Annotated in this window: 24 protein-coding genes and 1 pseudogene; 3 read left to right on the forward strand and 22 right to left on the reverse strand. The window is 44.0% G+C overall.

Going from position 1 to position 24,963, the window contains the following annotated elements:
- Nucleotides 1-167: 167 nt before the first annotated feature.
- From DSOL_RS28975 to DSOL_RS17315, 3 genes and pseudogenes are all read left to right on the forward strand, one after another.
- A pseudogene (locus DSOL_RS28975) lies at nt 168-219 on the forward strand (hypothetical protein); the annotation flags it as partial.
- Nucleotides 196-486, forward strand: coding sequence for a hypothetical protein (locus tag DSOL_RS29760; RefSeq protein ID WP_345788398.1), 291 nt, complete (start codon nt 196-198; stop codon nt 484-486). The pseudogene DSOL_RS28975 and the gene DSOL_RS29760, both read left to right, overlap by 24 nt.
- Nucleotides 487-647: 161 nt before the next feature.
- Nucleotides 648-1,856: an NAD(P)/FAD-dependent oxidoreductase gene (locus tag DSOL_RS17315; protein WP_075366069.1), complete on the forward strand. Its 1,209-nt coding sequence runs from the start codon at nt 648-650 to the stop codon at nt 1,854-1,856.
- A gap of 219 nt (nt 1,857-2,075) precedes the next feature.
- Here the strand turns inward: DSOL_RS17315 and DSOL_RS30100 are convergent, their stop codons facing one another.
- The 22 genes from DSOL_RS30100 to codY form a co-directional block, all read right to left on the reverse strand.
- A complete protein-coding gene (locus DSOL_RS30100; RefSeq protein ID WP_075366070.1) occupies nt 2,076-2,396 on the reverse strand; it encodes a cation transporting ATPase C-terminal domain-containing protein in 321 nt (106 codons plus the stop codon).
- 14 nt (nt 2,397-2,410) lie between these two features.
- Nucleotides 2,411-2,854 carry an HAD family hydrolase gene (locus tag DSOL_RS28445; protein ID WP_075366071.1) on the reverse strand — a complete coding sequence of 148 codons (444 nt, stop codon included), beginning with the start codon at nt 2,852-2,854 and terminating at the stop codon, nt 2,411-2,413.
- 30 nt (nt 2,855-2,884) lie between these two features.
- Nucleotides 2,885-4,441 carry a sigma-70 family RNA polymerase sigma factor gene (locus DSOL_RS17330; protein WP_075366072.1) on the reverse strand — a complete coding sequence of 519 codons (1,557 nt, stop codon included), beginning with the start codon at nt 4,439-4,441 and terminating at the stop codon, nt 2,885-2,887.
- Between the two features lie 318 nt (nt 4,442-4,759).
- Nucleotides 4,760-6,043, reverse strand: a complete 1,284-nt coding sequence (locus DSOL_RS17335) for an ArsB/NhaD family transporter (protein ID WP_075366073.1) — start codon at nt 6,041-6,043, stop codon at nt 4,760-4,762.
- Nucleotides 6,044-6,127: 84 nt separating this feature from the next.
- On the reverse strand, nt 6,128-6,466 hold the full coding sequence (locus tag DSOL_RS17340) for a P-II family nitrogen regulator (RefSeq protein ID WP_075366074.1): 339 nt from the start codon (nt 6,464-6,466) through the stop codon (nt 6,128-6,130).
- Nucleotides 6,467-6,524: 58 nt separating this feature from the next.
- The gene (locus DSOL_RS17345) at nt 6,525-8,042 is read right to left on the reverse strand and encodes an ammonium transporter (RefSeq protein WP_075366075.1); all 1,518 of its coding nucleotides are present in this window, start codon (nt 8,040-8,042) and stop codon (nt 6,525-6,527) included.
- An 89-nt stretch (nt 8,043-8,131) separates the two neighbouring features.
- Entirely contained in the window at nt 8,132-8,338 is a 207-nt protein-coding gene (locus DSOL_RS17350) for a hypothetical protein (RefSeq protein ID WP_075366076.1), read from the reverse strand.
- A gap of 202 nt (nt 8,339-8,540) precedes the next feature.
- Nucleotides 8,541-12,233 carry a PolC-type DNA polymerase III gene (locus DSOL_RS17355; RefSeq protein ID WP_075366077.1) on the reverse strand — a complete coding sequence of 1,231 codons (3,693 nt, stop codon included), beginning with the start codon at nt 12,231-12,233 and terminating at the stop codon, nt 8,541-8,543.
- A 101-nt stretch (nt 12,234-12,334) separates the two neighbouring features.
- Nucleotides 12,335-14,059 (reverse strand): proline--tRNA ligase, encoded by a 1,725-nt coding sequence (locus DSOL_RS17360; RefSeq protein WP_075366105.1) that lies wholly within the window; start codon nt 14,057-14,059, stop codon nt 12,335-12,337.
- A 63-nt stretch (nt 14,060-14,122) separates the two neighbouring features.
- Nucleotides 14,123-15,199 (reverse strand): flavodoxin-dependent (E)-4-hydroxy-3-methylbut-2-enyl-diphosphate synthase, encoded by a 1,077-nt coding sequence (ispG, locus tag DSOL_RS17365; protein ID WP_170871547.1) that lies wholly within the window; start codon nt 15,197-15,199, stop codon nt 14,123-14,125.
- A 25-nt stretch (nt 15,200-15,224) separates the two neighbouring features.
- The gene (gene rseP / locus DSOL_RS17370; RefSeq protein ID WP_075366078.1) at nt 15,225-16,292 is read right to left on the reverse strand and encodes an RIP metalloprotease RseP; all 1,068 of its coding nucleotides are present in this window, start codon (nt 16,290-16,292) and stop codon (nt 15,225-15,227) included.
- A gap of 121 nt (nt 16,293-16,413) precedes the next feature.
- The gene (locus tag DSOL_RS17375; RefSeq protein WP_139314513.1) at nt 16,414-17,556 is read right to left on the reverse strand and encodes a 1-deoxy-D-xylulose-5-phosphate reductoisomerase; all 1,143 of its coding nucleotides are present in this window, start codon (nt 17,554-17,556) and stop codon (nt 16,414-16,416) included.
- A gap of 70 nt (nt 17,557-17,626) precedes the next feature.
- Nucleotides 17,627-18,730 carry a sporulation integral membrane protein YtvI gene (ytvI, locus tag DSOL_RS17380; protein WP_075366080.1) on the reverse strand — a complete coding sequence of 368 codons (1,104 nt, stop codon included), beginning with the start codon at nt 18,728-18,730 and terminating at the stop codon, nt 17,627-17,629.
- 5 nt (nt 18,731-18,735) lie between these two features.
- Nucleotides 18,736-19,521: a phosphatidate cytidylyltransferase gene (locus tag DSOL_RS17385; RefSeq protein ID WP_075366081.1), complete on the reverse strand. Its 786-nt coding sequence runs from the start codon at nt 19,519-19,521 to the stop codon at nt 18,736-18,738.
- A 10-nt stretch (nt 19,522-19,531) separates the two neighbouring features.
- Complete coding sequence (gene uppS / locus DSOL_RS17390; protein WP_075366082.1) at nt 19,532-20,296, reverse strand: undecaprenyl pyrophosphate synthase; 765 nt, start codon at nt 20,294-20,296, stop codon at nt 19,532-19,534.
- 78 nt (nt 20,297-20,374) lie between these two features.
- Nucleotides 20,375-20,587, reverse strand: a complete 213-nt coding sequence (locus tag DSOL_RS17395; protein ID WP_075366083.1) for a hypothetical protein — start codon at nt 20,585-20,587, stop codon at nt 20,375-20,377.
- Nucleotides 20,584-21,150 (reverse strand): ribosome recycling factor, encoded by a 567-nt coding sequence (gene frr, locus DSOL_RS17400; RefSeq protein WP_075366084.1) that lies wholly within the window; start codon nt 21,148-21,150, stop codon nt 20,584-20,586. Before frr ends, DSOL_RS17395 begins: the two co-directional genes overlap by 4 nt.
- Nucleotides 21,150-21,872 (reverse strand): UMP kinase, encoded by a 723-nt coding sequence (gene pyrH, locus DSOL_RS17405; RefSeq protein WP_075366085.1) that lies wholly within the window; start codon nt 21,870-21,872, stop codon nt 21,150-21,152. Before pyrH ends, frr begins: the two co-directional genes overlap by 1 nt.
- Before the next feature lie 104 nt (nt 21,873-21,976).
- On the reverse strand, nt 21,977-22,630 hold the full coding sequence (tsf, locus tag DSOL_RS17410) for a translation elongation factor Ts (protein ID WP_075366086.1): 654 nt from the start codon (nt 22,628-22,630) through the stop codon (nt 21,977-21,979).
- Between the two features lie 163 nt (nt 22,631-22,793).
- Nucleotides 22,794-23,519 carry a 30S ribosomal protein S2 gene (rpsB, locus tag DSOL_RS17415; RefSeq protein WP_075366087.1) on the reverse strand — a complete coding sequence of 242 codons (726 nt, stop codon included), beginning with the start codon at nt 23,517-23,519 and terminating at the stop codon, nt 22,794-22,796.
- 157 nt (nt 23,520-23,676) lie between these two features.
- On the reverse strand, nt 23,677-24,132 hold the full coding sequence (locus DSOL_RS17420; protein WP_075366088.1) for a hypothetical protein: 456 nt from the start codon (nt 24,130-24,132) through the stop codon (nt 23,677-23,679).
- A 25-nt stretch (nt 24,133-24,157) separates the two neighbouring features.
- Entirely contained in the window at nt 24,158-24,952 is a 795-nt protein-coding gene (gene codY, locus DSOL_RS17425) for a GTP-sensing pleiotropic transcriptional regulator CodY (protein WP_075366089.1), read from the reverse strand.
- Between the last annotated feature and the right edge of the window lie 11 nt (nt 24,953-24,963).

The raw sequence follows: 24,963 nt of genomic DNA on the forward strand, positions 1-24,963 counted from the left end.
TACCTTATGACGATTAAGGTGTTTTTAGCCGATGACCATAAGATACTGCGCGAATCTTTGATCATTTTACTGCAACAAGAAAACGATCTTGAAGTGATTGGTGAGGCCGCCGACGGTCACCAGGCCCTCGACGAAATTCTGCGTCTGAAACCGGTGCGATCACTGGTTTGGCAACGATTACCCCAGCAGCCGGCTATGTTCGGCCTTGGGCCGCCGTCATTATCGGCATCTTATCGTCCGTCGTTTGCTATATCGCTGTGCAAGTTCGCATTAAACTGGACTGGGACGAGCGGGCTGGTTCAGGGCAACGTTCACCAATTTCTAATTCAAGTCTTTGGGGTTGTCATCACCGGCGTCTATGCCTTTGTTGTGACCTATCTCATCCTCAAAGTCATCAATGTCTTCGATTCAGTTCGCGTCCCCGAAAAGGTGGAAATAGTGGGACTGGACACCTCCATCCACGGCGAAGTGGCTTACGATTTATAAATGCAAATGTAGGGATACGTTCCTCTGGTGAAATCCAATAAATATATTGTCTGACCATTACAATTTTCCATTGATAAGAACACTTGAGTAAGGTATACTGAAACTAAGATTACACCCCGGGGGTATGGGGGTTAAGCCAATTCGACTGGAGGGACTATCCTATGGCAAAAATTGTAGTAATAGGTGGCAGCTTTGCAGGACTGACGGCAGCGTTAGAAGCAAGACGCAAACTAGGCCCTGAGCACAAAGTCTTAATGATTTCGAAAACCGACAACTTCGTTTTTATCCCATCTATGATTTGGGTCCCCTTCGGTTGGAGGGAAGTAGAAGATGTTACTGCGCCTTTGAGACCAATCTTAAATAAAGCTGGCGTTGAGTTCATGCATGCCGAAGCGACTAAGATCCTTCCAAAAGAAAACAAAGTGAAGACAAGTCAAGGGGTTATCGATTATGATTATCTCGTCGTTGCTACTGGCCCCGATCTTGATTTCGATTCAGTAGAGGGTTTAGGTCCCAATAAGGGTAACGTTGAGTGTATTTGTAATCCAAAGAGCGCCCTAGAGGCCCGTAAGCACTGGAAAGAGTTTTTGAAAAATCCCGGTACCGTTGTGATTGGCGCGGCACCAGCAGCAGGTTGTGCCGGAGCAGCGTATGAATTTCTCTTTAATATGGAATATGCTCTGCGTAAAAATGGAGTTCGGAAAAAAACGGATCTCTACTGGATAACACCAGAACCTTTCTTAGGGCACTTCGGGATCGAGGGAATTGCCGGCGGAGAAGGTATGCTTAAGGCCTTTATGAAAATGTTTAATATCAAATATATTACCGAAGCAGCGATTGAAAAAGTTGACAAGGAAAAAGTCTACCTAAAAGGCGGCAAAGTCATCCCTTACAAATTTTCTATGATCATGCCGGCATTTATGGGAGCGAAAGTGATTAGGGATTCTGAAGGCCTTGCAAATCCTAGAGGGTTTATTCCCACACACGATTCCTATCAGCACAAAGAGTTCCCAAACATTTTTGCCGCAGGAATTGCTGTGGATGTTCCACCACCGTTCAAACCTGGCAAAGTCCCTCTCAATGTTCCTAAAACTGGTTATCCTTCGGATGAAGCCGGAAAGGTCGCTGCTGAGAATATTAAACGCCTGATTGAAGGGCGTTATGATCTCCAGTCGAAGCCATTCGGTAAAATTCCGGGCTTATGTATCATGGATGCTGGCCACAAAGAAGTTATTATTGTTAGCAATCACTTGTTTAAACCCCGACAATTTGCCGTCATGATTCCCAATGTTTTCTATGACATTAATAAACGTCTCTTTGAGAAATACTTTATGTGGAAGGTCAGAACAGGCCGTTCCTACTTGCCCTAAACAAGAATCCTTTTAAAATAATTAAGGTAAGGTATGCAAAAGTGCTCAAATTCTAGTGAATTTGAGCACTTTTTATTCTTCACCAAGGTATACGATTCACATCATGAAAGATACTACCGCTGTTCACTAGAAATAAAAAGCCTGTTTCTGGCCGCAATTGGAACAGGCTTCTCCCTTTTCAAGAATTACAGAATCGACATTTTCCTATACACTCTTTGATTACTTATAGCTGCCCCCTTTATAGAAGAGCTTCTTTGCCATTTCAGCAGAAGTAATGTACAACAGGAGGATTATACCCAAGACTGGAAATAATGCTGCTGGTAATGGAACGAATCCGAAAAGCGAACCTAGGAAACTGTACGGGAAAATTAAAACTGCTACGGCTACCGCGAGAGTCGTCCAAAACAGAGCCTTCCCAGGTTTGCTTTGAAAAAAGGGCTTGCGGGTTCGAATGACCAGCACGATCAGGGAGGCTGACAGGACGGATTCAAGAAACCATCCAGTTCTGAATTGTTCAGGAGTGGCATGAAGAAAGAACAAAAGGACGCCAAAAGTTAGGTAATCAAATACGGAACAACGGCACTGTTAACCGAAATCCCTACATCAGCGGCATGCAAAGCGGACGCGTCGTTTATACCATCCCCTAGGTACCCTACAACATTTCCTGCCTTTTTAAGGCCTAGAATGACTCGTTCCTTTTGATTAGGCTCGATTTCTGCAAATAGATCAATATTGCCCAACTTCTGTATTAGGGCTTCATCACTCATCTTGTACAATTCCGGACCCGTCAGAACCTCGGGGTTGGCTAGCCCGATCTGTTTGCCGAGGCTCATGGCAACCAGTTTCTTATCTCCTGTAATGACCTTGAGGGTTATCCCCATATCCTTTAGTTTATTAACTGTCTCTGTAATACCTTCTTTAGGTGGGTCGTAAAGTTGGAAAACAGTTCGATCCCGAAATGGTAAAACAATTTTTAACCATATTGCGTGAAAACCCATCCGATTTCTGAATAATAATATAATCAGTGTTCATGTGGTCTGGGACGACGAGCAACTTAACTCTTTCTTCACTGTATAACGAGTAAAATAAAACTCATCAGAATAATTCTGCTTTAGAACGCCCTGCAAGAAATATTTGTTGGTTATATTACTGTTTTCTATAAGCTCATCCTTAAATCTTTCAAATAATGTTCTGAACATGATTTCATTTCTGTCAAACTCGATAATTGCATCATGTATTTTTCTCAGCAATTCAGTTGAAATCTTGATACCACTAGGTAGGATACGTTTTCCCCTATCGCATAATATCGTTAGTTCAGTCAACCTTACATCAATAGCTCTGTTGTTCTCGGGAAGGTAAACATCCCCAAACAATCCACGCACGTAATTACGAAAACGAATTGCTTCGGCATCGTCATATAGTTTGATTCCGTCAGGATAATACTTTTTAAGCACGGCATTGTACATTTGTGAAAGGCTCATTCTTTTCTTCAAATATACTTTTCCTGACAGGGTATAATCGACTAAAACTAATCTTCTTGTATCATCAAATGCTATCGGAAGTTTCAAATTTTCAATAATTCCGCCAATCAATTCATCCAACGATTCACAATCGAGTATTTCAGGCAATCCTTCTTTGTATTCTTTTAATTGTTCATACCATTTTCCATCTCCAATGATGAAGCCATTAAGTTCGTCAGACCAATGTGCTGTGGAGTAGTTGCTTCTTTTTAGACAATATATAAATATATCTGATAAATCGCCTAATAGCTTGATTATTTCATCAATAGAGATATAACTGGTGTTTTTGCTAAACGCATAAAGGATATAGTGAGGCATTACCCTGGTAATATAACGATCAAAGCGGCCTTGAAACTTCTTCTCTATCTGACGTACTCCTTCATGGGTAATCTCATAATCTTTACTTGTTTCCTCGAGTGTACCTCCCTTTGCACGTTTTCTAATTATTTCTTCATCTCTATCTTTCTTTGACAAGTTGTGTAGCTCATTTCTCAATATAGCCTTCTTGTCTTCACTCAACCATTTTATGAACCTAACGAGTTGAACATTGTCCTTTTCGTCTATTTTCAATGTTAATATGCGCAATAGATCCCGAACATAGTTTATTCTGGCTCTTTCAAACAGTTCCGAAAGCCTATTTGTTCCATTTTTCGCCCCAAAAGCAGAGATCATTGGAGTGATTTTTGCATCATTATTATTGGAATTAATTGCTTCAATAAGCTGATTGAGCTTTTCTTTGATTTTTTTGGCATCCTCATAGGAGTTGATATAAGAATTTAGAATAATTTGTATATTAACAAGCCCTTTGTGATTTTTTGAATACCAAATACAAAGCTCCTCTCCCAATTCTTCTCTGATTTCAATTAGTTTGTTTGAAATTACGGAATCAAGGCCATTTGCTTTATCAAAGTCAGCAATCGAAAATGAAAATAACCAACTAAAGGCAATAGCTTTATCGGGATTTTCAATGCAAAAATTATACATTTCCTCTCCCAAAACATCTATTATCTTAGCTTTAGCTTTGAGAGCGCACTCAATAAACAATTTGCTGTTGTCTAAAATCATATAAAATCAATTCTTTCTATTTGATTTTAAAACTAAACTTCATAAGCTTCAAAATTAAACTATACTTCTAAGAACGCACTATTAAAATGTTTCTACAAATGGCATCACCCTCACTAAATCGGTAGATTTAAAAAAACACAAAGAGAGCCCTGTATTTTGTAAAATTATGGGCTCTCTAAAACACTTGACCACTCCAAACCATCTATAGATTTGGTGCCCGGTTATAAAAATTTAAAAAGCCGCCAGATATCGCAAAGACATCTTGACGGCTCCATTGCCGATTGATTTTTATGAGATCACTTTAATTGACGTATTCCACTAAATCAGGTAAGCAACAAAAATATATACAGACGAAATGATGATTGATAAAATCATCAAAGGAAAGGCGATCTTCATAAAGCCCCTAAAAGTAATCACTACTCCGTTCTTTTCAGAAAGTCCCGCTACTATGACATTGGCGGAAGCCCCAATTAGTGTTCCATTACCGCCAAGACAAGCTCCCAAAGACAAGGCCCACCAAAAAGGTCTTAAGTTTTCGATTCCGCCTATTTGTCCCATCTTTTGTATTAGCGGAATCATCGTAGCTACGAAGGGGATGTTATCTATAAAGGCAGAGGCAATAGCCGATAACCATAAAATTAACATTGTTGTTGAGACCACTGCTCCACTAGTAGCTTCGATAGATTTCCTAGCAACCCATTCAATTACGCCAACATGGTCTAACGCACCAACGATTATAAATAAACCAGCAAAAAAGAAAAGAGTTGGCCATTCTACTGCCAGTAGGATATCCTCCGGTTCCTCTTTCGTTATAAATATCAAAAACGTGGCTCCCCCTAAGGCAATAGTTGCTGGCTCTAAGTGAAGCATGTTGTGGAAAATAAAACCTAGGATGGTAAGAGTAAGTACAAGTAACGACTTTTTTAATAAGGCATAATCCTTAATCGCTTCAACCTCTTGTAATTCCATGATTCGAGACTTGGAAAGTTCCGATGTTATTAGTTGTTTGCGATAAACAACTCTTAAGACCAATATGGTCGCTATAAATGTAACTAATATTGGTACGAAGAGATTGCTTAAGAAATCCATAAAACTTAATCCTGAAACACTGCCGATCATAATATTAGGAGGATCTCCTATTAAAGTGGCTGTACCTCCGATATTGGAGGCTAATATTTGACTAATTAAAAACGGAAAAGGATCTATTTCTAGCTTGTAGCAAATTGAAAAGGTTACGGGTACAATCAGCAATACTGTTGTTACATTATCAAGTAAGGCTGAGGTTATTGCCGTTACAGCAGATAGGGACGCCATTATTAATAAAGGATCACCTTTAGCCAACTTGGCAGCTTTAATCGCCATATACTCAAAAACCCCTGTACGGCGAGTTATCCCGACGATGATCATCATCCCTATAAGAAGTCCTATAGTGTTGAAATCTATGTATTTGATGGCTTGTTCTTGATTAATTACATTAGCAAAAAGAATTAAACTTGCTCCGATTAAGGCAACCACAGTTCGGTTAATCATTTCGCTTATTATAAGTCCGTAGGTTAAAAAGAAGATTACTAAGGTTATGATTACAGGTGAGTTGAGTATCACAATGCTTCCTCCAATCTATAGAAATTGAAACAGCTGATTATTTAACCAGTAAATAATCAGCCGCTCCCTGACCTTTACCTTGGGCTAGATGGCTTTTTCACCCTGCTCGCCAGTACGGATACGTACCACTTCATCCACGTTCTGGACAAATATTTTACCATCTCCGACCTGACCGGTACGCGCAGTCTTAACGATAATCTCGATAACTTCTTCTACTTTTTCGTCAGCTGTTACAATTTCGAGTTTGATTTTAGGCAACAAATGCGTTACGACCTCTTGCCCCCGGTATATTTGAGTATGCCCTTTTTGCCGACCGAAGCCGAGAACTTGGCTCACGGTAATACCCAAGATTTCGGCAGCCGCCAAAGCATTTTTTATTTCATCCAACTTGCCCGGTCTGATAATTGCTTCTACCTTTTTCATGAAAAATCCCCCATTCTATATTTATACTAATTATACTGTATATTGAACAGTACGTAAGTTATTCACCGGTAGAAGACTGTAAAACAAACTCAGGATAAGCATACATACCCATTTCCGGAATATCTAGTCCAGCTATTTCATCTTCTGGTTTAACACGCATACCCAGCGTAGCATTGAGAATTCTAAAGAAAACATAGGATAAGCCTATGGCCCATACTAATACTACTCCTGCATCGATCAATTGAGCCCAAAACTGCCCGATATTGCCATAGAGCAAACCAGTTACTCCCCCAGCTACTCCGTTAAGCCCATCGCCATAGGTCCCATCCGCAAAGATTCCAACACTGATAACACCCCAGATACCGTTAACCATGTGAACGGATATTGCCCCGACAGGATCATCAATTTTCAGTTTACGGTCAATAAAGAGTACACTGAAAACTACAAGAGCCCCGGCGATTGCTCCAATAAGAACAGCAGAATTTACTGAGACAAAACCGGAAGGGGCAGTAATGGCTACCAAGCCTGCTAAGGTACCATTAGCCATCATAGAGGGATCTGGTTTTTTATAACGAATCCACATTATCATCATCGCTACAAAACCGCCGACCGCCCCAGCTAACATAGTATTAACAGCAACAACTGCAATACGCAAATCTGTGCCTGCTAATGTACTACCCGGATTAAAACCGAACCAACCAAAGAATAAAATAATCGTACCCAAAATTGCCATGGGAATATCGTGCCCGGGGATTACATTAACTTTTCCGTTGACATACTTACCTATGCGCGGTCCTAAGACTATAGCGGCAGCTAGTGCGCACCCTCCCCCGATACTATGCACAACACCTGAACCAGCAAAATCCACGGCACCATGTCCAAGACCCCATTTTGAACCAATTTGGGCAAGCCAACCGCCACCCCAAACCCAGTTGCCATAAATCGGGTAAAGGATCATGGAAATGAAGAAGCTACCGATGACGACTGCCGAAAACTTGATTCTCTCTGCCTGTGCCCCGGTCGGTATGGTCACGGCCGTATCCATAAACACCATTTGGAACAGGAAGAGGACAAATACCCCTACGTCATATGAGCCGCCTGAAGACAGGAAAAATGCTGTGTGCCCGAACAGTCCCCAACCGTTAATCGCAAATTCGTTGACCAGCGGCGCTGTACCCCCTAATGAACTGACTGCACCGACTCCACCAAACATCAATCCAAAACCAACCACATAATAGCCAATTGCCCCGACTAAAAAGACCATTAGGTTCATAGCCATCGTATGGGTGGCATTCTTGGCCCGAGTAAATCCCGCTTCAACCAAGGCGAACCCTGCTTGCATGAAGAAAACCATGAAACCAGTAATTAATACCCAAACGAAATTAATGCCTATTTTATTTTTACCCACCTGAGCAGCGACTTCAGCTAGCGTTGGGTCCCCAGCTTTTGCTGCTGCAATATCCGCTATTCCTCCAGTATTCGCTCCAGTGGGATCTCCGGCTAAAGCCACTGTTGCAATTATAAGTATTAAAAATACCGTTAGAAAGGTGATTTTCATAAACTTTGACTTTGTCATATTCTCCTTGCCCCTTTCTTGAAACTACGTTTTTCATTTCCTTTTGCTATTTTCCTATTTGCTAATAAAGCTGAGGGAGGACTACTCATTTACGACTGACTCTTAATCCGCAAGAAGGTCCTGCGCAGTTGTAGTCCCTTGTAAATACCGAATAAAAGAACGAGCATTCCTAGAAAAGTGGACGGCAACGGTCTGTTAAATGCGCTAAGGTTAAAGCTCGGAATAAGTAGTAACCAAGCCAAACCAGAGAGAATAAGAAAGATGTCTGCGCCAAGTAGAACCTTGATCATGTTCATAAGAATCACCTCCTCTAAATACAAAAGGTGCTCGGACATCTCTGCCCAAGCACCTTTGCTTGTATGAAATAAGGCGCTCTCGAAAAAATTCGAGAGCGCCTTTGCTCATTACGGTTATTATACGGAGTATTTGCCCAAACGTCTAGTTGGTCTTTACAAAAACATTGTATACATGTGCGAACGGGCAGAGACACTTCCTCCCCTAAAACAGGCTAAACTGATTCTCCTCCGGAAGCCCTTGCAAGCAATCATGTTTCTTGAGAATCTCAATAATAGTTTTGCTGAGCTTAGCCAGAGACATAAGATCCTCAACGGATTGGATTTTTTGCTCCCCACGTAAGGTCACCAGATTACGAGCCGCAGTATCTCCCAAGCCTTGCAAGGCTGTGAAGGGTGGTAAAAGCCCGCTTGGGGTCAATGCAAACTTAGTCGCATCGGATTCCCATAAATCAACTTTCCGTAAAGTAATCCCGCGGCAATACATCTCCACCGCCATTTCGAGAATCGTAATCATGTTCTTCTCTTTGGCCGTCGCTTCTTTTCCTTTGCGTTCGATTTCTTCGATCATTTGCCGACAAGCTTCTTTCCCTTGAATGACAAGTTCAATGTCAAACTCATCCGCCCGCACCGTAAAGAACGTGGCATAGAAAGCCTCCGGATAGTTAAGTTTAAACCAGGCAATTCGAAAAGCCATTGTTACATAAGCCACAGCATGGGCTTTAGGAAACATGTACTTAATCTTCTGACAGGATTCTATGTACCACTCAGGCACATTATTGTCCCGCATCATTTCAATGTCATCGGGTTTCAGTCCTTTTCCTTTTCTGACGCCTTCCATAATCTTAAAGGCCTTTGAGGGTTCTAAGCCTTTATAGATCAGGTAAACCATGATGTCATCTCGACAGGCAATAATCTCAGAAATGCTCGCTGTCCCACCGCGCACAAGCTCTTGAGCGTTTCCCAGCCAAACATCCGTTCCGTGTGACAAACCTGAGATCCGAACTAAGTCGGAAAAACCCTTCGGTTGGGTGTCCTCCAGCATTTGCCTTACAAACTTCGTACCAAATTCAGGAATCCCAAAGGTTCCCGTTTTAGAGTTGATCTCTTCCGCAGTGACCCCAAGGGCCTCGGGACTGGAGAACAACGACATGGTTGGCTGGTCGTCCAATCCGATAGCCGACGCATCGACTCCTGTCAGATCCTCTAACATTTTGATGACCGTCGGATCGTCGTGTCCGAGGATATCCAGCTTTACCAAGCGGCCTGAAATTGAATGATAATCAAAATGCGTCGTGATAATATCGGACTTCGTATCATCGGCTGGTCTCTGTAAGGGAGTAAAATCAAAAACGTCACACTCTTTCGGGATAACCATCTGACCTCCGGGGTGCTGACCCGTCGTTCGCTTTACTCCAGTGCATCCCCGTATTAAACGGGTCACTTCAGCTGGCCGCACTTGAATTTTCCGCTCATCAAGATAATTTTTAACATAGCCAAACGCCGTCTTATCCGCTATGGTGGCAATCGTTCCAGCTCGAATGACATTATCCTTGCCAAACAGTTCTTCCGTAAAACGATGCGCTCGGGGCTGATAATCTCCTGAGAAGTTGAGATCAATATCTGGTACCTTGTCTCCCTTAAAGCCCAAGAACGTCTCAAAGGGTATATCATGCCCGTCTTTCACCATGCGTTGTCCGCATTTTGGGCAATCTTTATCCTGCAAATCTGCTCCGGAACCAACACTACCATCCTCCACCCATATGGAGTGCAAACAGTCTGGATTAGCGCAGCGATAATGTGGAGGCAAAGGATTCACTTCCGTGATTCCTGTCATTGTAGCGACCAATGAAGATCCAACAGACCCCCGGGAACCGACAAGATAACCGTCTTCATTCGATTTTTTAACCAATAAGTGCGCAATCAAGTAGAGCACTGAGAAACCGTTTCCGATAATCGCCTTCAGTTCTTTATCAAGACGTTTTTGGACAACCTCTGGTAAAGGGTCATTATATAAGGCTCGAGCGCGTTCCCAAGACATAGTCTCAATTTTCTCCTCAGCACCTGGGATACTGGGAGTAAAGAGCTCATCTGGAAAGGGCTTCAAAGCTTCAATTTCATCGCTGATACATTTAGGGGCCCGAACAACCACCTCGTAGGCTTCTTCTTCGCCCAGGTATGCAAACTCCTCAAGCATTTCTTCAGTTGTTTTTAAGAACAGAGGTGCTTGGTCATCTGCATCGCTGAATCCTTTTCCAGCCATCAAAATTCTACGGTAAGCTTCATCCTCTGGATCAAGGAAATGAACATCCCCGGTCGCCACGACCCTTTTATTCATTTCTCGCCCCAGGCGCAGCACGGTTCGGTTAAGTTCTCTCAATCCATCCTCAGAAGGCACTTGCCCATTGCGAAGCAAAAAAGCATTGTTGCCAATCGGTTGGATCTCTAAATAATCATAGAACGACGCAATTTCTTTTAACTTATCCCAAGGCTCTTGCTTCAAAATAGCTTGGATGAGTTCCCCTGCTTCACAAGCGGAACCAATAATAAGGCCCTCGCGATGGCTTTCAATCAAGGATTTTGGCATCCGTGGCCGACGATGAAAGTACTCCAGATGAGACTTCGTAATTAAGCGATATAAGTTCTTAAGACCGATTGTGTTTTTGACCAGGAGAATAATGTGGCGACTTTTTCGCTGACTTAAAGGGAGAGGGCCTATTGCGTCATCAACGAGATAACCCTCAACACCTAAAATAATTTTAATTCCGTATTTGTTCCCAGCATCCACAGCTTCTGGAAAAGCTTGAACAACTCCATGATCCGTGATGGCGATGGCTTCATGCCCCCAGTGGCTAGCCCTTTGGACAAGCTCTTGAGCCGAAGACATGCCGTCCATCGTCGACATTCGGGTATGCAAATGCAATTCAATGCGCTTTTCCTGGGCCTGATCCTCACGGATTACGGCATGGCTAAGATGGATGTCCTTAGGCATCAACGTCAATTCCGAGCTAAAGCGGTCATATTGAACACTCCCGCGGACTTTCACCCATTCCCCCTCTTTGAGATCGAGGGACTCTTGCCCTTCTTCCAGAAAAACCTTAGCAGAAATCGAATCTGATTTATCCGACATCATGAAGGTTAAGAGTTGGCGCCCGGATTTCAATTTACGGTACTCAATCCCAAAGACTTGGCCCGTTACGATAATTTGCCGTTCCTCGTCTTGAACCACATGTAAGGAGACAGATTCTCCTTTGAATTCCCGCCCAAGCAAACATGCAGTCCTTTTCTTTTCGGTCGTTTCAGCCTCCGACTTGGTTTGATTGGAAAGCAAGTGTTGCAGATGCTCCAACTCCACAGCTTCAACCTGCTGGGCAAGTTCTTCAAGATTAACACTGGTGTCCAAGTCGCAAACTATCTGCGGTTGAAGTCTAAAGCGCGTCTTAAAATACTTTTCAACAACATGTTGTTTGGCCCGAAAATATTCAATCCCTAGCGCATTCGGGACGAATAACCGAAGTTCGTCCTTAGCAACTTCATAGCGCGCTTCTCCGAGCCAACCTTTCATAGTAGGGAGCAGATCTGTAATATCCTGAACTATTTCCTTCCAGTGAGTTTCACAGAGAGCTGCCAAGGTCATAATTTGCTGCGCAGGTTCGACACACCATTCTACCTTCTTTATCTCAGGCACTTGAGCCTTGAGTAGTGATTCCAAGGATGCCAGAAAAGAGTCATCCATTTCAGGCGATGCAGAAAGGTGGAGGACCCACTTCCCTTGTTTGGGAAAGACCTCCACCCGCTTGAGTTCTACGGTCGTCAGATCGAGTTGCAGAAGTCCTCTACGATCCAGTGGAAGTTTTGACAAAAAGGGGACTTCTTTCAACGGAAGAGACCTGACCATATCGTTTCCCTCCCACCATACTCGATGTTCGAAGCTCGATATTTGAAGTTCGAACATCGAATAGAGTTTATTCTATGATTGTTGATAATTGTGGTGTGAAATTAAAATGAGTTAGCTTTATCTATAATGTTCTTTACCTGTTGAGCCACTTCTTCAACGAGTACAAGTTGAGTTTCGCCCGTTTTACGTTCTCTTAATTCAACTTGGCCATTGCCAAGGGTTTTACTTCCGATCGTCACCCGTAATGGATATCCAACCAGATCCGCATCCTTAAATTTAACCCCTGCCCGTTCATCCCGGTCGTCAAGAAGCACTTCCACGCCAAGGCGCTGAAGATCTTGATATAGTTTTTCTGCTGCCTCGACCACTTGAGCATCCTTCGTACTCACAGGTACAATTATACAGTGATAAGGGGCAATGGGTATCGGCCAAATAATTCCAGCATCGTCATGGTTTTGCTCGATAGAAGATGCCATTGAACGGCTTACCCCCACACCATAACAACCCATAACGCAGGGCCTCTCTTCTCCGTTTTCATCTAAATAGACAGCCCCTAGTGCTTTACTATACTTTGTGCCAAGCTTAAATACTTGACCCACTTCTATCCCTCTAGCTTCTTTAAGGGGTGCCCCACATTTTAGGCAAGCTTCACCCGGTTCCACCGTTCTCAAATCGAAGACCTGGTCGATACGAAAATCTTGACTTGGTACCGTATCCACAAAATGATAATCCGCTTTATTCGCTCCACACACCGCCCGCTTCAAAAGGGGTACCTCTTCATCGGCAATCACCAAAAGCCCAGCTGGCACATCAATAGGACCCACGAAACCTGGCTTACACCCTAAAGTTTTCTCTACAACGTCAGGGGAAGCGAGTTGCAGGGAAACAAAACCACCGAGAGCATTATTTAATTTAATTTCATTGAGTTCACGATCTCCACGAATCAGCACCAGAAATACTCTGTCATCCCCTTGATAAAGTAAGGACTTAATAAGACGGGTCTTCGGTACGGCCAAGAATTTACAGACTTCATCAATCGTCCCCACTTCAGGCGTATGAACCAACTTCCGCTGGTCATCGATTTCAACATCCTCAATAGCTTGGGGGCGACACTCAGCCTTTTCTACATTGGCGGCATAATTACAATCAGGACAGTAAACAACACCATTTTCACCCGAATCTGCCAAAACCATAAATTCATGGGTCCCACCCGTTCCTCCAATAGCCCCAGCATCTGCTTCAACCGGGCGAAATCTCAAACCACAACGGGAAAAAATTCGGCAATAGGCATCATACATTTTTTGATAACTTTTATTGAGGCCTGCTTCATCCTGATCAAACGAGTAGAGGTCTTTCATGATAAATTCCCGCCCACGCATTAGGCCGAAGCGGGGACGCCGCTCATCGCGGTACTTATTCTGGATTTGATAAAGAAGAAGTGGAAGTTGTTTGTATGAACGAACTTCACCCCGGATAAGATCTGTTATGATTTCTTCGTGCGTCGGTCCAAGACAAAATTCTCGGTTATGACGGTCTTTCAAGCGGAACAGTTCTGCACCGTAGATATCCCAACGTCCGCTCTCTTTCCATAATTCGGCGGGTTGTATAACCGGCATAAGGATTTCTTGCCCACCTTTGGCATCCATTTCTTGTCGTACAATGTTTTCAATTTTCTTTAAAACTCTCAATCCTAAGGGCAAATAGGTATATACTCCAGCGGCTGATTTACGTATCAATCCTGCCCGCACCATTAGTTGATGACTGACGATCTCAGCTTCCGCCGGTACTTCTCGAAGTGTTGGGTTTAAAAGTTGGCTGACGCGCATAAAGTCCATTCCTTTCTTATTACCATAGAGTTTTATCTTAGTAAAGGAAATCATAAATTGCCTTTACTTATGAATTCGGACATACTCTTCGATTTCGTGGAGCAGAGCCGGCAGCAATTCGTCCTCAGGAAGGCGAGCTACAATCTCCCCCTTCCGAAACAAAAGCCCCATCCCTTTTCCGCCTGCAATTCCAAAATCAGCTTCACGGGCTTCTCCCGGCCCATTGACCGCACAGCCCATAACCGCAACTTTTAGCGGCTTGTCCAAGGGGGGAAGCTGAGATAATCGGTCATCTACTTTTTCTGCCAAATCGGCCAAGTCAACCTGTGTACGACCACAAGTTGGGCAACTGATTAAATCCACGCTCCGCTGTCTTAATCCGAGAACACGCAAAATTTCCAGAGCTACCGGAATTTCTCGAACTGGATCTCCGGTAAGCGACACTCTAATCGTATCTCCGATCCCTTCCGAAAGCAATGCTCCAATCCCTATTGCGGACTTTACTAAACCCGAGCGTACCGTCCCTGCCTCTGTGACTCCTAAATGCAACGGATAATCCACAATGTCAGACATCTGGCGATAAGCTTCCAGCATCAAGGGAACCGTCGATGCTTTCAGTGAAACCTTTATTTTATCATATCCCTCATCTTCTAATAACCGGATATGGCTTAAGGCACTTTCGACCATCCCCTGCGCAGTAGGACCTCCATACTTTTCAAGGAGTTCTTTCTCCAGAGACCCAGCGTTGACACCGATGCGGATTGGGATTTGACGTTCTTTTACCGCACGAATGACCTCTTGAACTTTCCAGCGAGCCCCAATATTCCCGGGGTTTAACCTTAAACCATGAATTCCTTGTTCAATAGCCGAAAGGGCTAAACGATAATCAAAATGAATATCCGCTATGACCGGAAGCGGACTCGAAGCAGCAATCTCTTTCAGAGCTCCTGCAGCCTCCTGATCCAAGACTGCCAGACGCACGATCTCACACCCAGCCGCAGCCAAGGCCTGAATCTGAGCCAATGTTTTGACAACATCTCGAGTATCCGTATTGGTCATTGACTGTACTACAATCGCCGATCCGCCACCGATCGTCACGGACCCAACCTGAACAGGTTTTGTCTTCCTTCTTTGTATCATACCCGCCTCCTGCTCTCCCCGTGCATCATCCAGCTTTGACAAACAAACGAACGACATCTTTATAAGTAACAGCAACCATTAAAGCCATCAGTAGGACAAAACCCACCAAGTGGATCATGTTTTCTTTTTCCGGGTTAAGCGGTTTTCCCCTCAATCCTTCGATTAAGAGAAACACGAGCCGACTCCCATCCAAGGCTGGAATAGGGAATAAATTAATGAGTCCCAATTGAATGCTTAAAACTCCTGTTAAGCTCAATAGGTTAGCCAAGCCCTGTTGGGCGCCTTCCCCAATAACCTGAGCAATCATAACAGGCCCGCCTACTTCGGCTGGGATCTTCCCAGTTATCATTTGCGTCAGAGTGACTACAATATATTTTGTAAAATCCAACGTTCTTTCCAGTCCAAAACGGGTCGACTGAAAAATAGAGGCATGCATATAGTTAACCTCTGGCGCAATCCCGATCAGCCCATACCCTGTTTGGGCGTCTTTTTCGGTTTTCACAGACAATTTTTGCTGCTTTCCGTTTGCCTTTTCTATCAATATGCTTAACACCTGATCTGGTTTGGAATGAATGACTTCGGTTAAACGATTCCAATCCGACGTTGGTTCCTGGTTCACAGCAAGAATTTTATCTCCCGGTTGTATTCCTGAAATAGCAGCGGGTTTTCCTTGGACTAAGGAGCCAATCTGATTACTCGTTCCTTGAGTTGGAATCCCTAGATAGGCGAAAACGCCTACAAACAAGATTATTGCCAAAACAAAGTTCATGATGGGCCCAGCAGCAATCACGGCCATACGCTGCCAAACCGGCTTATTCATAAAACTCTTTGCATCATTAAGGGGAGCAATCACAGCCTGACCATTTTCATCGATTTCCGCATCCATGCCATGAAGTTTAACGAATCCACCTAATGGGATGATTCGTAGGGCGTAAAGCGTCTCTTTGCCTTGATAACCCACGATTTTCGGTCCAAAACCAAAGCTGAACTCAATGACTTTGACCCCAATCCATTTTGCTACCATATAGTGTCCGAGTTCATGAATCATGACCATGCTTCCAAAGACAAAAATTATGGCGAATGTTGTTAACACTTTAACCCCCCCTTTTCGTGGTTCGGTGTTCGTGGATCGTGATTCGAGGTGCGAACATCGAATACAGAATGTCAATATTGATTTCGTAGTTAGATTTTCGTGTCAAGTTTCGAATATCGAACTACGATATGAGTTCTGTGGCTCGACGACGTGCCCAGCTGTCCGCATCGAGTATGCTGCCCAAATCCATGTTATCTAACACCTGATGTTCTAAGCAAACCTTTTCGACTATGTCATGGATTCCAAGATAAGTAACCTTCTTGTGTAGGAATGCCGAAACGGCAATTTCGTTGGCTGCGTTCATCACGGCTGGAAGGGTCCCTCCGCGTCGTCCTACGCTATAGGCCATATTCAGGGCTGGAAAAGCCTTCATATCCGGTTCATGGAACGACAATGTTTTTCCCCGCAGGTCAAGTCGTTCAAAAGAGTTCCGCCAGCGAGTTGGATAGCTCAAGGCATACTGAATCGGCAACCTCATATCCGCCCTTCCTAACTGAGCGAGTACTGAACCATCTCGATATTCCACCATGGAGTGGACCACGCTTTGCGGATGAATGAGAACCTCTATCGCATCGTAATCCATGTTAAACAGATAATGTGCCTCGATCACTTCCAGTCCCTTGTTCATCATCGTTGCGGAGTCAATAGTAATTTTGGCCCCCATATCCCAGTTCGGATGGCACAGGGCCTTTTCCAGTGTAACCGTGGCTAATTCTTCCCTTGTCCAGCCGAAAAAAGGTCCTCCCGAAGCCGTTAAAATAATCTTTTCAACCGTGTCCGGATTTTCCTCCAAGCACTGGAAAATGGCAGAATGTTCACTATCCACCGGCAAGATTGGACACTTCATCTTCCGAGCCGTAGACATAACTAGGTCTCCGCCAGCAACCAACGTTTCTTTATTGGCGAGGGCAATGGCTTTACCAGCTTCAATAGCGGCCAGTGTGGGCTCCAAGCCAATCCGCCCGGAAAGCGCAGTGACCACGGTATCCACCTGAGGAGCAATAACAGAGTTAATGATACCCTCCATGCCTTGGTCGACCTTAATCGGTAAATCTCTCAACCGACCACGGAGTTCAAGCGCAGAATCCTCATCCATCATCACAACAACGGCAGGGCGAAAAAGTCGCGCCTGTTTTTCCATGAGTTCAACACTTTTGGCGGCGACTAAAGCATGGATTTTAAGTTCCCCTTCGATGTGACGAACCACATCTAAAGTTTGTCGGCCAATCGAACCTGTTGAACCTAACACAGTCAGCGTTGTCACGCAAATCATCTCTTCCCGTTATATGATTATTCTTATCAAATTTACGTTAAGCTAATCAAGATTCAATCTATTAATCTCTAGGCCCGAAAATACCTACTTTACGTAAAGCTTCATAACAAATAACTAACCCCGGTCCCACTATAAGGCCAACCCCTCCCAAAAAATGAAGCCCTACATACATTGAAACAAGCGTTGGAAGAGGGTGTAAACCGATTCCTTTAGCCATAATTTTGGGCTCAAGAAACTGCCGTACCACAACTGTAATGATCCACATTACAAACAGTTTTAATCCTTCTCCGAAGGATCCTAAGATAAATAAACCGACGATCCAAGGTAAAAACAGAATACCTGTCCCCACAATGGGTACCAAATCCAAAAATCCAGCAAGTACACCGAGTGTAACAGCATAACGATTTCCGATAAGCAACAAACCGAAAATGGTTGAAAAGGCTGTGACAGAAACTAAAATGGCTTGTGCCCGCAAATATCCCACGACGGCAGCGCCCAAATCTTCACTGATCGCCTGAGCACTGACATGCCAACGGCGTGGAAATAGGCTTGAAATAAACCGCTTGACATTTGGATAACTAGAACTCATCAGCAATGTCGCAACAGTAGATACAACCAGCACAATGAATAAACGGGGTAACGACGTCAGAAATCCAAGTAAAAAGACACTCCCTGATTTAGCCCAATCTTGAAGCGTGCGCGCTAAGCTTTCCGTCGAGGCAAATAGAGTGCTTTGGATTTGAGGATTTACCTTTACGAATTTTTCAACAGAGTCCACTTGTTTTGTCACAAGATCCACAAGATATCCATAATTGGGCAAAGTGATCGCTAACTCGGATAATTCGGTATAAAGCCGGGCTACAATTAAAAAGACAAACAGGCTGAGAACGGCTATCGCCATCAGGAGGGTAAGTACAGCCGCGTAAGGCCGGCGTATCCGTACTGACCGCATCAGCCGAACAACGAGCGGTTCGAGTAAAAAGGCCAGTATAAGTGCAATAAAAAACGGAAAGAAGGCACTAAACGTTTTGCTAATGACTTCCCCAAATACGGGTAAAAAGTCTTGAAAAAAGTAGGTAAATACTTTCAGAAAGACGAGGGCGCTTGTCACCATCGCCAGCCTGTTTATGCTTGCCCACAGAGGATGTCTCTGATCGATGCTCAACTCGTTCACCTCACAATCAAAGTTACTCCATAATATACCAAAGGAATGGCAAAAATAAGGCTGTCAAACCGATCCAATATCCCCCCGTGTCCAGGGATTAGATTTCCGGAATCTTTGACTCCTGCGCTGCGTTTCAACGCCGACTCGAACAAATCACCAATTTGCGCGCTGACTCCTACAATGATTGCTAATATTAGATACTTGATCCAAGAGGTCTCCCCAACTAGGCGCCAGAAAACTAAGGCCACCACAATACTAAGCACTAATCCGCCCAGCGAACCTTCCACAGTTTTCTTTGGACTAACCTGAGGTGCTAAAAGATGGCGTCCAAATCCCCTCCCTATAAGGTATGCACCCGTATCCGTAGCCCATACCAAAAAGATCGTAAGAAAGGTCAACTCTAACCCCCCCGGAAGCTGCCGCAACATATAAAGATGGGATAGCAAGACAACCGTATAGAGAAACGCTAACAAATTAAAGGTTGCCTCTGCAAGCGATGTTTTGGGATAAGTTAAAGCGAGACGCCCAAGAACAAGTAGTAGCCAAAAGACAAGCGCCGACAACAGCCATTCTCTACTGCCGATGAACAGATTGATCAACCAAACAACCGTGACAATCGTCGTCTGTATATACCAAGTCTGCATCCCCATGCGTTCGCCAATTTTCATAAATTCCCAAAGTGCTAACAAGGTTAGCACAGCCACTAAGAATGCGATATAAGGACCGCCCAAATATGTTAATCCCAAAAGAAGTGGAGCACCAATCAGGGCACTAAGAGTTCGTTTAAGCATGCGCTCCTCCTCAATTTGTATGTATTCCACCAAACCGACGATCCCGTTTCTGGTACATTTTAATCGCTTCAAGTAAGGTCTTTCTTCCGAAATCAGGCCAAAGCTCGTCGATAACTACGATTTCAGTATAGGCTAACTGCCAAAGTAAAAAGTTACTTAACCTCATTTCCCCGGAAGTCCGAATCAGTAAATCCGGGTCCGGTAAACCGCTTGTAAACAGTGCTTCACTAAACCGTACCTCATCTATTTCCTCAATTTTTTGCTTTCCGGTCAAGACATCGTTGCTCAGTTTCCTGACTGCATCAATAATCTCGGATCTCCCTCCATAATTTAAAGCGAGGTTAAGAATGAGACCTGAATTATTTCGCGTGCGTTCCTTAGCATGTTCTAATTCACGCTGTGCCTCCATCGGAAGGTCATTAAGTCCTCCTATGGCACGTATGACCACATTGTTTTGATGAAGTTCATTGAGTTCTTTTCTTAAGTACTCCGTAAGTAAGGTCATCAGTACGCCCACTTCATCTTTGGGCCTTCGCCAGTTTTCCGTAGAAAATGCATAAACTGTAAGAACTTCTATCCCCAGTTCAGAACACGTTTTAACAACTTTTCGCAAGGCCTCAACCCCTGCCCGATGTCCCATCGAACGAGGGAGCGCACGTTTCAAGGCCCATCGCCCGTTTCCGTCCATGATAATGGCAATATGGCGCGGGAGGAGATCCATAGCAATCTGATCCTTTGGATCAACTTTATTCTGTTTTCGAGGCTTGAACCACATTATTTCACCCCCACGACTCGAAAAGCTCATACTGTGAAAATTCACGCCCTTAATAGGTTAAAAGACCCCCTTTAAAAGTTAGGGGGTCAAGGGTTGCTTTGGCGAAAACTTTTCATGCGCTAAAACGAGGTCCACTTTGTCGTCTAATTCTCTGACGCGAACAACTCGGCAACTTCCCCACGGTTCCATTTTACCATGAGGGTGCGCGACTTGGAAAGTGTAAGGCTTACCCATCTGTTCAATTTCAAGCTTAACCTCGTCCCAGTTTCGACCGAGCCAAGCATGTATCATACTTCCATGATTTCGCTTTCCTTGGTTTCCATCACACGTTCAATGTCTTTGATAATCTTATCTGTCATCTTCTGGACATCATCTTGGGCGCGCTTGACCTCATCTTCGGAGGCCCCGTGATCCCCGTGATCTTTCTCAAGTTTCTTAAGCTTATCATTAACATCTCGGCGCACGTTACGCACTGCAACACGCGCTTCTTCCGCTTCTTTTTTCACCTTTTTTACTAATTCCAAGCGCCGATCAGCTGTGAGTTGGGGAATCATAAGGCGAATCACAGTGCCATCACTTGACGGATTCAGTCCTAGATCGGATTTCATAATGGCCCTTTCAATTGCGGGAAGAACGGTTTTGTCCCAAGACTGAATCACGATCATTCTTGGTTCAGGAGCAGAGATATTCGCAAGCTGATTGATAGGAGTAGGAGTCCCGTAGTATTCAACCATTACCTTGTCCAAGACACTCGGATTTGCACGACCTGCACGAATCGACGCATACTCTCGACGTAATGCTTCAACTGCTTTATGCATCCGCTCTTCTGCGTCTTTCATAACCTCGGAGATCATTAGCTTTCCCTCCCAACATAAGTTCCAATAGACTCGCCCATTATAACACGCCGAATATTGCCCTTGCACGTTAGGTCAAAAACGATAACTGGAATATTATTGTCCATGCAAAGCGAAGTCGCGGTTGAATCCATTACTCCAAGTCCTTTACTAAGGACATCGAGATAACTTAAACGGTCAAACTTCGTTGCTTGGGGATTTTTGAGCGGATCGGAATCGTAAACTCCATCTACCCGTTTGGCCATCAAAATAGCGTCCGCCTCGATCTCAGCAGCCCTTAAAGCAGCTGTGGTATCTGTCGAGAAGTAGGGATTTCCTGTTCCAGCCGCAAAAATAACAATGCGTCCTTTTTCCATATGGCGAATAGCTCGACGTCTAATATAAGGCTCTGCAACTTGACGCATCTCGATAGCTGATAAGACTCGAGTATCAGATCCGGCCTTTTCCAAGGCATCCTGTAAGGCCAGGGCATTCATCACTGTTGCCAACATACCCATGTAATCTGCCGTTGCACGGTCCATACCTTGGGCACTTCCCGCAATGCCACGCCATAGGTTTCCACCACCGACAACCAGGCAAACTTCAACCCCCATGCCACGAATTTCCGCTACCTGTTCTGCAACGGAAACCAGCATATCATGTTGGAGACCAAAGCCTTGAGACCCGGCAAGTGCTTCCCCGCTTATCTTAAGAACCACTCGACTATACCGAAGTTTTTCCATGGATTAACCTCCATCAATCCTTATTCTATGTTTAGTGGGCGAAATCCTCTCACGTTCGAAAAAGAGAACACCAGGGGTGTTCTCTAATAAGTTGTATGTTCGCCTTAACGATTTATTTCTTTCATTACATCTGCCGCAAAATCATCTTGTCGTTTCTCAATCCCTGCTCCTAATTCGTAACGGGTGAACCGACGAACAACAATGCGTTCCCCAATTTTGGCTGTTTTATCAAGCACTATATCACGCACGCTCTTATCAGGATCTTTGACAAAAGCTTGCTCCATTAAACATACTTCTTTGTAAAACTTTTCGATCCGACCTTCAACCATTTTTTCAACGATTTTCTCCGGTTTTCCTTCATTCAGAGCCTGCGCTTTTAAAATATCCTTTTCATGTTGAAGCACTTCTGGTGGTACATCTTCTTTGTTCAGATATTGTGGGTTTGCTGCTGCAATATGCATTCCAATGTCCCGGACTAATGCTTTAAATTCATCCCCCCGAGACACAAAGTCTGTCTCACAGTTTACCTCAACTAACACACCGATGCGTCCACCACCATGAATATAGGACTCAACTGTCCCTTCAGCCGCAATGCGCCCTTCTTTTTTAGCGGCTGCAGCAAGGCCCTTTTCACGTAAAAAGTCACTGGCCTTTTCAATATCACAATCACACTGCGTAAGTGCTTTCTTACAATCCATCATACCCGCACCGGTACGTTCTCTGAGTTCTTTTACTTGAGCTGCGCTTACATCTGCCATGGTCTAATCCCTCCAAATTCGATGTTCGATACTCAATATTTGATGCTCGATACGTTATATTCGTTGTGCAATAGTTCGGGCACTAAGCTTAATGCACGTATTAGAGGTTCGAGGCGCGATATTCGAACCTCGAACCTCTAACCTCTAACCTAGAACATCGAGTTTACCCTTCGACTACTTCTCCAGCTTCCTCATCGTCATCCATATTCCCTTGTTGTCCTTCAATGATTGCATCGGCCATCTTCGCAGTGAGTAGCTTAACAGCACGAATAGCATCATCGTTGGCCGGAATAACAACGTCAATTTCATCCGGATCACAGTTTGTATCAACAATTGCAACGATGGGGATATGCAAACGGCGAGCTTCAGCGACCGCGATACGCTCTTTACGTGGATCCACAATAAACAAAGCATCGGGAAGCTTTTTCATATTCTTGATGCCACCCAAGAAGCGTTCTAATTTCTCCATCTCATGACGAAGTGCAGAAACTTCTTTTTTCGTAAGAACTTCGAAAACGCCCTCCGCTTCCATCCGTTCCAAAACGCGCAAACGATCGACACGTTTTTGAATTGTTTGGAAGTTTGTGAGCATCCCGCCGAGCCAACGCTCATTTACAAAATACATACCACAACGTTCCGCTTCATCCTTGACAGACTCTTGGGCTTGCTTCTTGGTACCCACGAACAGCATAGTACCGCCTTCAGTTGCAAGGTTGCGTACAAAGTTAAAGGCTTCATCCACCTTTTTAACAGTCTTTTGTAGGTCAATAATGTAGATTCCATTACGCTCCGTAAAAATATAGCGAGCCATTTTGGGATTCCAACGCCGAGTTTGATGTCCGAAATGGACACCGGCTTCCAATAATTGTTTCATAGAAATAACTGCCATTGTGTCTACCAACTCTCTTTTGTTTTTTTCCTCCGCAGGTTCATCTTAAAACGCCCCTTGCCTCCCGACAAGGAACTGGCGCCTTAATCCCTCTGCGTGAGTCATTTAATCATACTGTGAATAGATTAGCACATTTCTAAGGGTATTGCAACGAATGTTAATTCAAGCCAGCATAACTTTCCAGGTTTGAACGCAACTCGTACTGCCGAATAAAATTCTCCAAATCACTCATTAGCTCGGGGAAGGGGAAATATAATTCATTCACGTAATAAAACACGTCTTTAGTACGAATCTGAGCAACTTCTCGTCCATTTCCATCAAAGTAAAAAGCAACTCGTCGAATATCCTGGGGTTTTAAGGTATGCTCTCCCAGCAGCGAGCCGAATACAATCTGGGAGTCCTTGATTTGCACGTGTTTGCTCTTCCCGATAATCCACAAGGCCAAAATTCCAAGCCCTGATGCAACGTATATCCCAAGGAGTATGATGACTTCCATACTCGGTAGCTTCTTGATGAGGTTCACACTACCTATGATAAGTGGATAAAGGATAAGAAACGCGATGCCGGGCACGAAAAGTGGTTTCAGTCGGTAAACGTAATCATGTTCATCCATGAAATTACCCTCCTGTTAAAACGATCTACTTTGTGCGTTTGACATGCTTATCCAGTTCATCAAGTAAATAATCGTTAAGAACTCGAATATACGTACCTTTCATCCCTAACGACTTCGATTCAATCACACCCGCTGACTCAAATTTGCGTAGAGCGTTGACAATAACAGAACGAGTAATCCCAACTCGATCCGCAATTTTACTCGCAACGAGTAGTCCTTCTCCTCCACCTAATTCCGCGAAGATATGTTCTACTGCTTCAAGTTCAGAATAGGACAGGGTCCCGACGGCAATTTGGACGGCCGCCTTTTTTCGCGCTTCTTCTTCTGCTCGTTCCGCCTTAACTCTTAAAATCTCCATACCCACCACCGTTGTGCCGTATTCGGCGAGTACGAGATCTTCTTCTTTGAAATCTTCATCATATTTTGCCAAAACTAGAGTCCCGACACGTTCGCCCCCACCCAATATAGGTACAATGGTTGTAATTTTATTGTTAAATTGACAGGGCATATTATTATCAAAAACACAGCCATTGGCAACCTGAGTGGTATTCGTTTTTGTCTCGCTGATTTTCATCAGACCATCATTATAACTTTCCGGGAAGCGCTCAGAATGAACGACAATATCTTCCATTGATCCGCACACAAAATGGTCCATAAAACTATAGCCTAGGATCTTTCCGCGTCGGCCAACAATATAACAATTGGCAGTCACGGCTTTACAAAGCACTTTCGCCATTTCTTCAAAATCGACCGGGTTTCCTGCTGCACGCTGGATCAGCTTATTAATCGTCCTAATTTTTTCTAACAATGTTGTTTCCATAAGTTTTGATG

Source organism: Desulfosporosinus metallidurans, from assembly GCF_001936615.1.
GTDB lineage: Bacteria > Bacillota > Desulfitobacteriia > Desulfitobacteriales > Desulfitobacteriaceae > Desulfosporosinus > Desulfosporosinus metallidurans.

Coding starts and splice junctions, on each gene's coding strand:
- DSOL_RS29760 (WP_345788398.1), top strand. CDS start 196: ATGTTCGGCCTTGGGCCGCCGTCATTATCGGCATCTTATCGTCCGTCG.
- DSOL_RS17315 (WP_075366069.1), top strand. CDS start 648: ATGGCAAAAATTGTAGTAATAGGTGGCAGCTTTGCAGGACTGACGGCA.
- DSOL_RS28445 (WP_075366071.1), bottom strand. CDS start 2,854: ATGGGTTTTCACGCAATATGGTTAAAAATTGTTTTACCATTTCGGGAT.
- DSOL_RS17330 (WP_075366072.1), bottom strand. CDS start 4,441: ATGATTTTAGACAACAGCAAATTGTTTATTGAGTGCGCTCTCAAAGCT.
- DSOL_RS17340 (WP_075366074.1), bottom strand. CDS start 6,466: ATGAAAAAGGTAGAAGCAATTATCAGACCGGGCAAGTTGGATGAAATA.
- DSOL_RS17345 (WP_075366075.1), bottom strand. CDS start 8,042: ATGACAAAGTCAAAGTTTATGAAAATCACCTTTCTAACGGTATTTTTA.
- DSOL_RS17350 (WP_075366076.1), bottom strand. CDS start 8,338: ATGAACATGATCAAGGTTCTACTTGGCGCAGACATCTTTCTTATTCTC.
- DSOL_RS17355 (WP_075366077.1), bottom strand. CDS start 12,233: ATGGTCAGGTCTCTTCCGTTGAAAGAAGTCCCCTTTTTGTCAAAACTT.
- DSOL_RS17360 (WP_075366105.1), bottom strand. CDS start 14,059: ATGCGCGTCAGCCAACTTTTAAACCCAACACTTCGAGAAGTACCGGCG.
- ispG (WP_170871547.1), bottom strand. CDS start 15,199: ATGATACAAAGAAGGAAGACAAAACCTGTTCAGGTTGGGTCCGTGACG.
- DSOL_RS17385 (WP_075366081.1), bottom strand. CDS start 19,521: ATGCTTAAACGAACTCTTAGTGCCCTGATTGGTGCTCCACTTCTTTTG.
- uppS (WP_075366082.1), bottom strand. CDS start 20,296: ATGTGGTTCAAGCCTCGAAAACAGAATAAAGTTGATCCAAAGGATCAG.
- DSOL_RS17395 (WP_075366083.1), bottom strand. CDS start 20,587: ATGATACATGCTTGGCTCGGTCGAAACTGGGACGAGGTTAAGCTTGAA.
- frr (WP_075366084.1), bottom strand. CDS start 21,150: ATGATCTCCGAGGTTATGAAAGACGCAGAAGAGCGGATGCATAAAGCA.
- pyrH (WP_075366085.1), bottom strand. CDS start 21,872: ATGGAAAAACTTCGGTATAGTCGAGTGGTTCTTAAGATAAGCGGGGAA.
- tsf (WP_075366086.1), bottom strand. CDS start 22,630: ATGGCAGATGTAAGCGCAGCTCAAGTAAAAGAACTCAGAGAACGTACC.
- rpsB (WP_075366087.1), bottom strand. CDS start 23,519: ATGGCAGTTATTTCTATGAAACAATTATTGGAAGCCGGTGTCCATTTC.
- DSOL_RS17420 (WP_075366088.1), bottom strand. CDS start 24,132: ATGGATGAACATGATTACGTTTACCGACTGAAACCACTTTTCGTGCCC.
- codY (WP_075366089.1), bottom strand. CDS start 24,952: ATGGAAACAACATTGTTAGAAAAAATTAGGACGATTAATAAGCTGATC.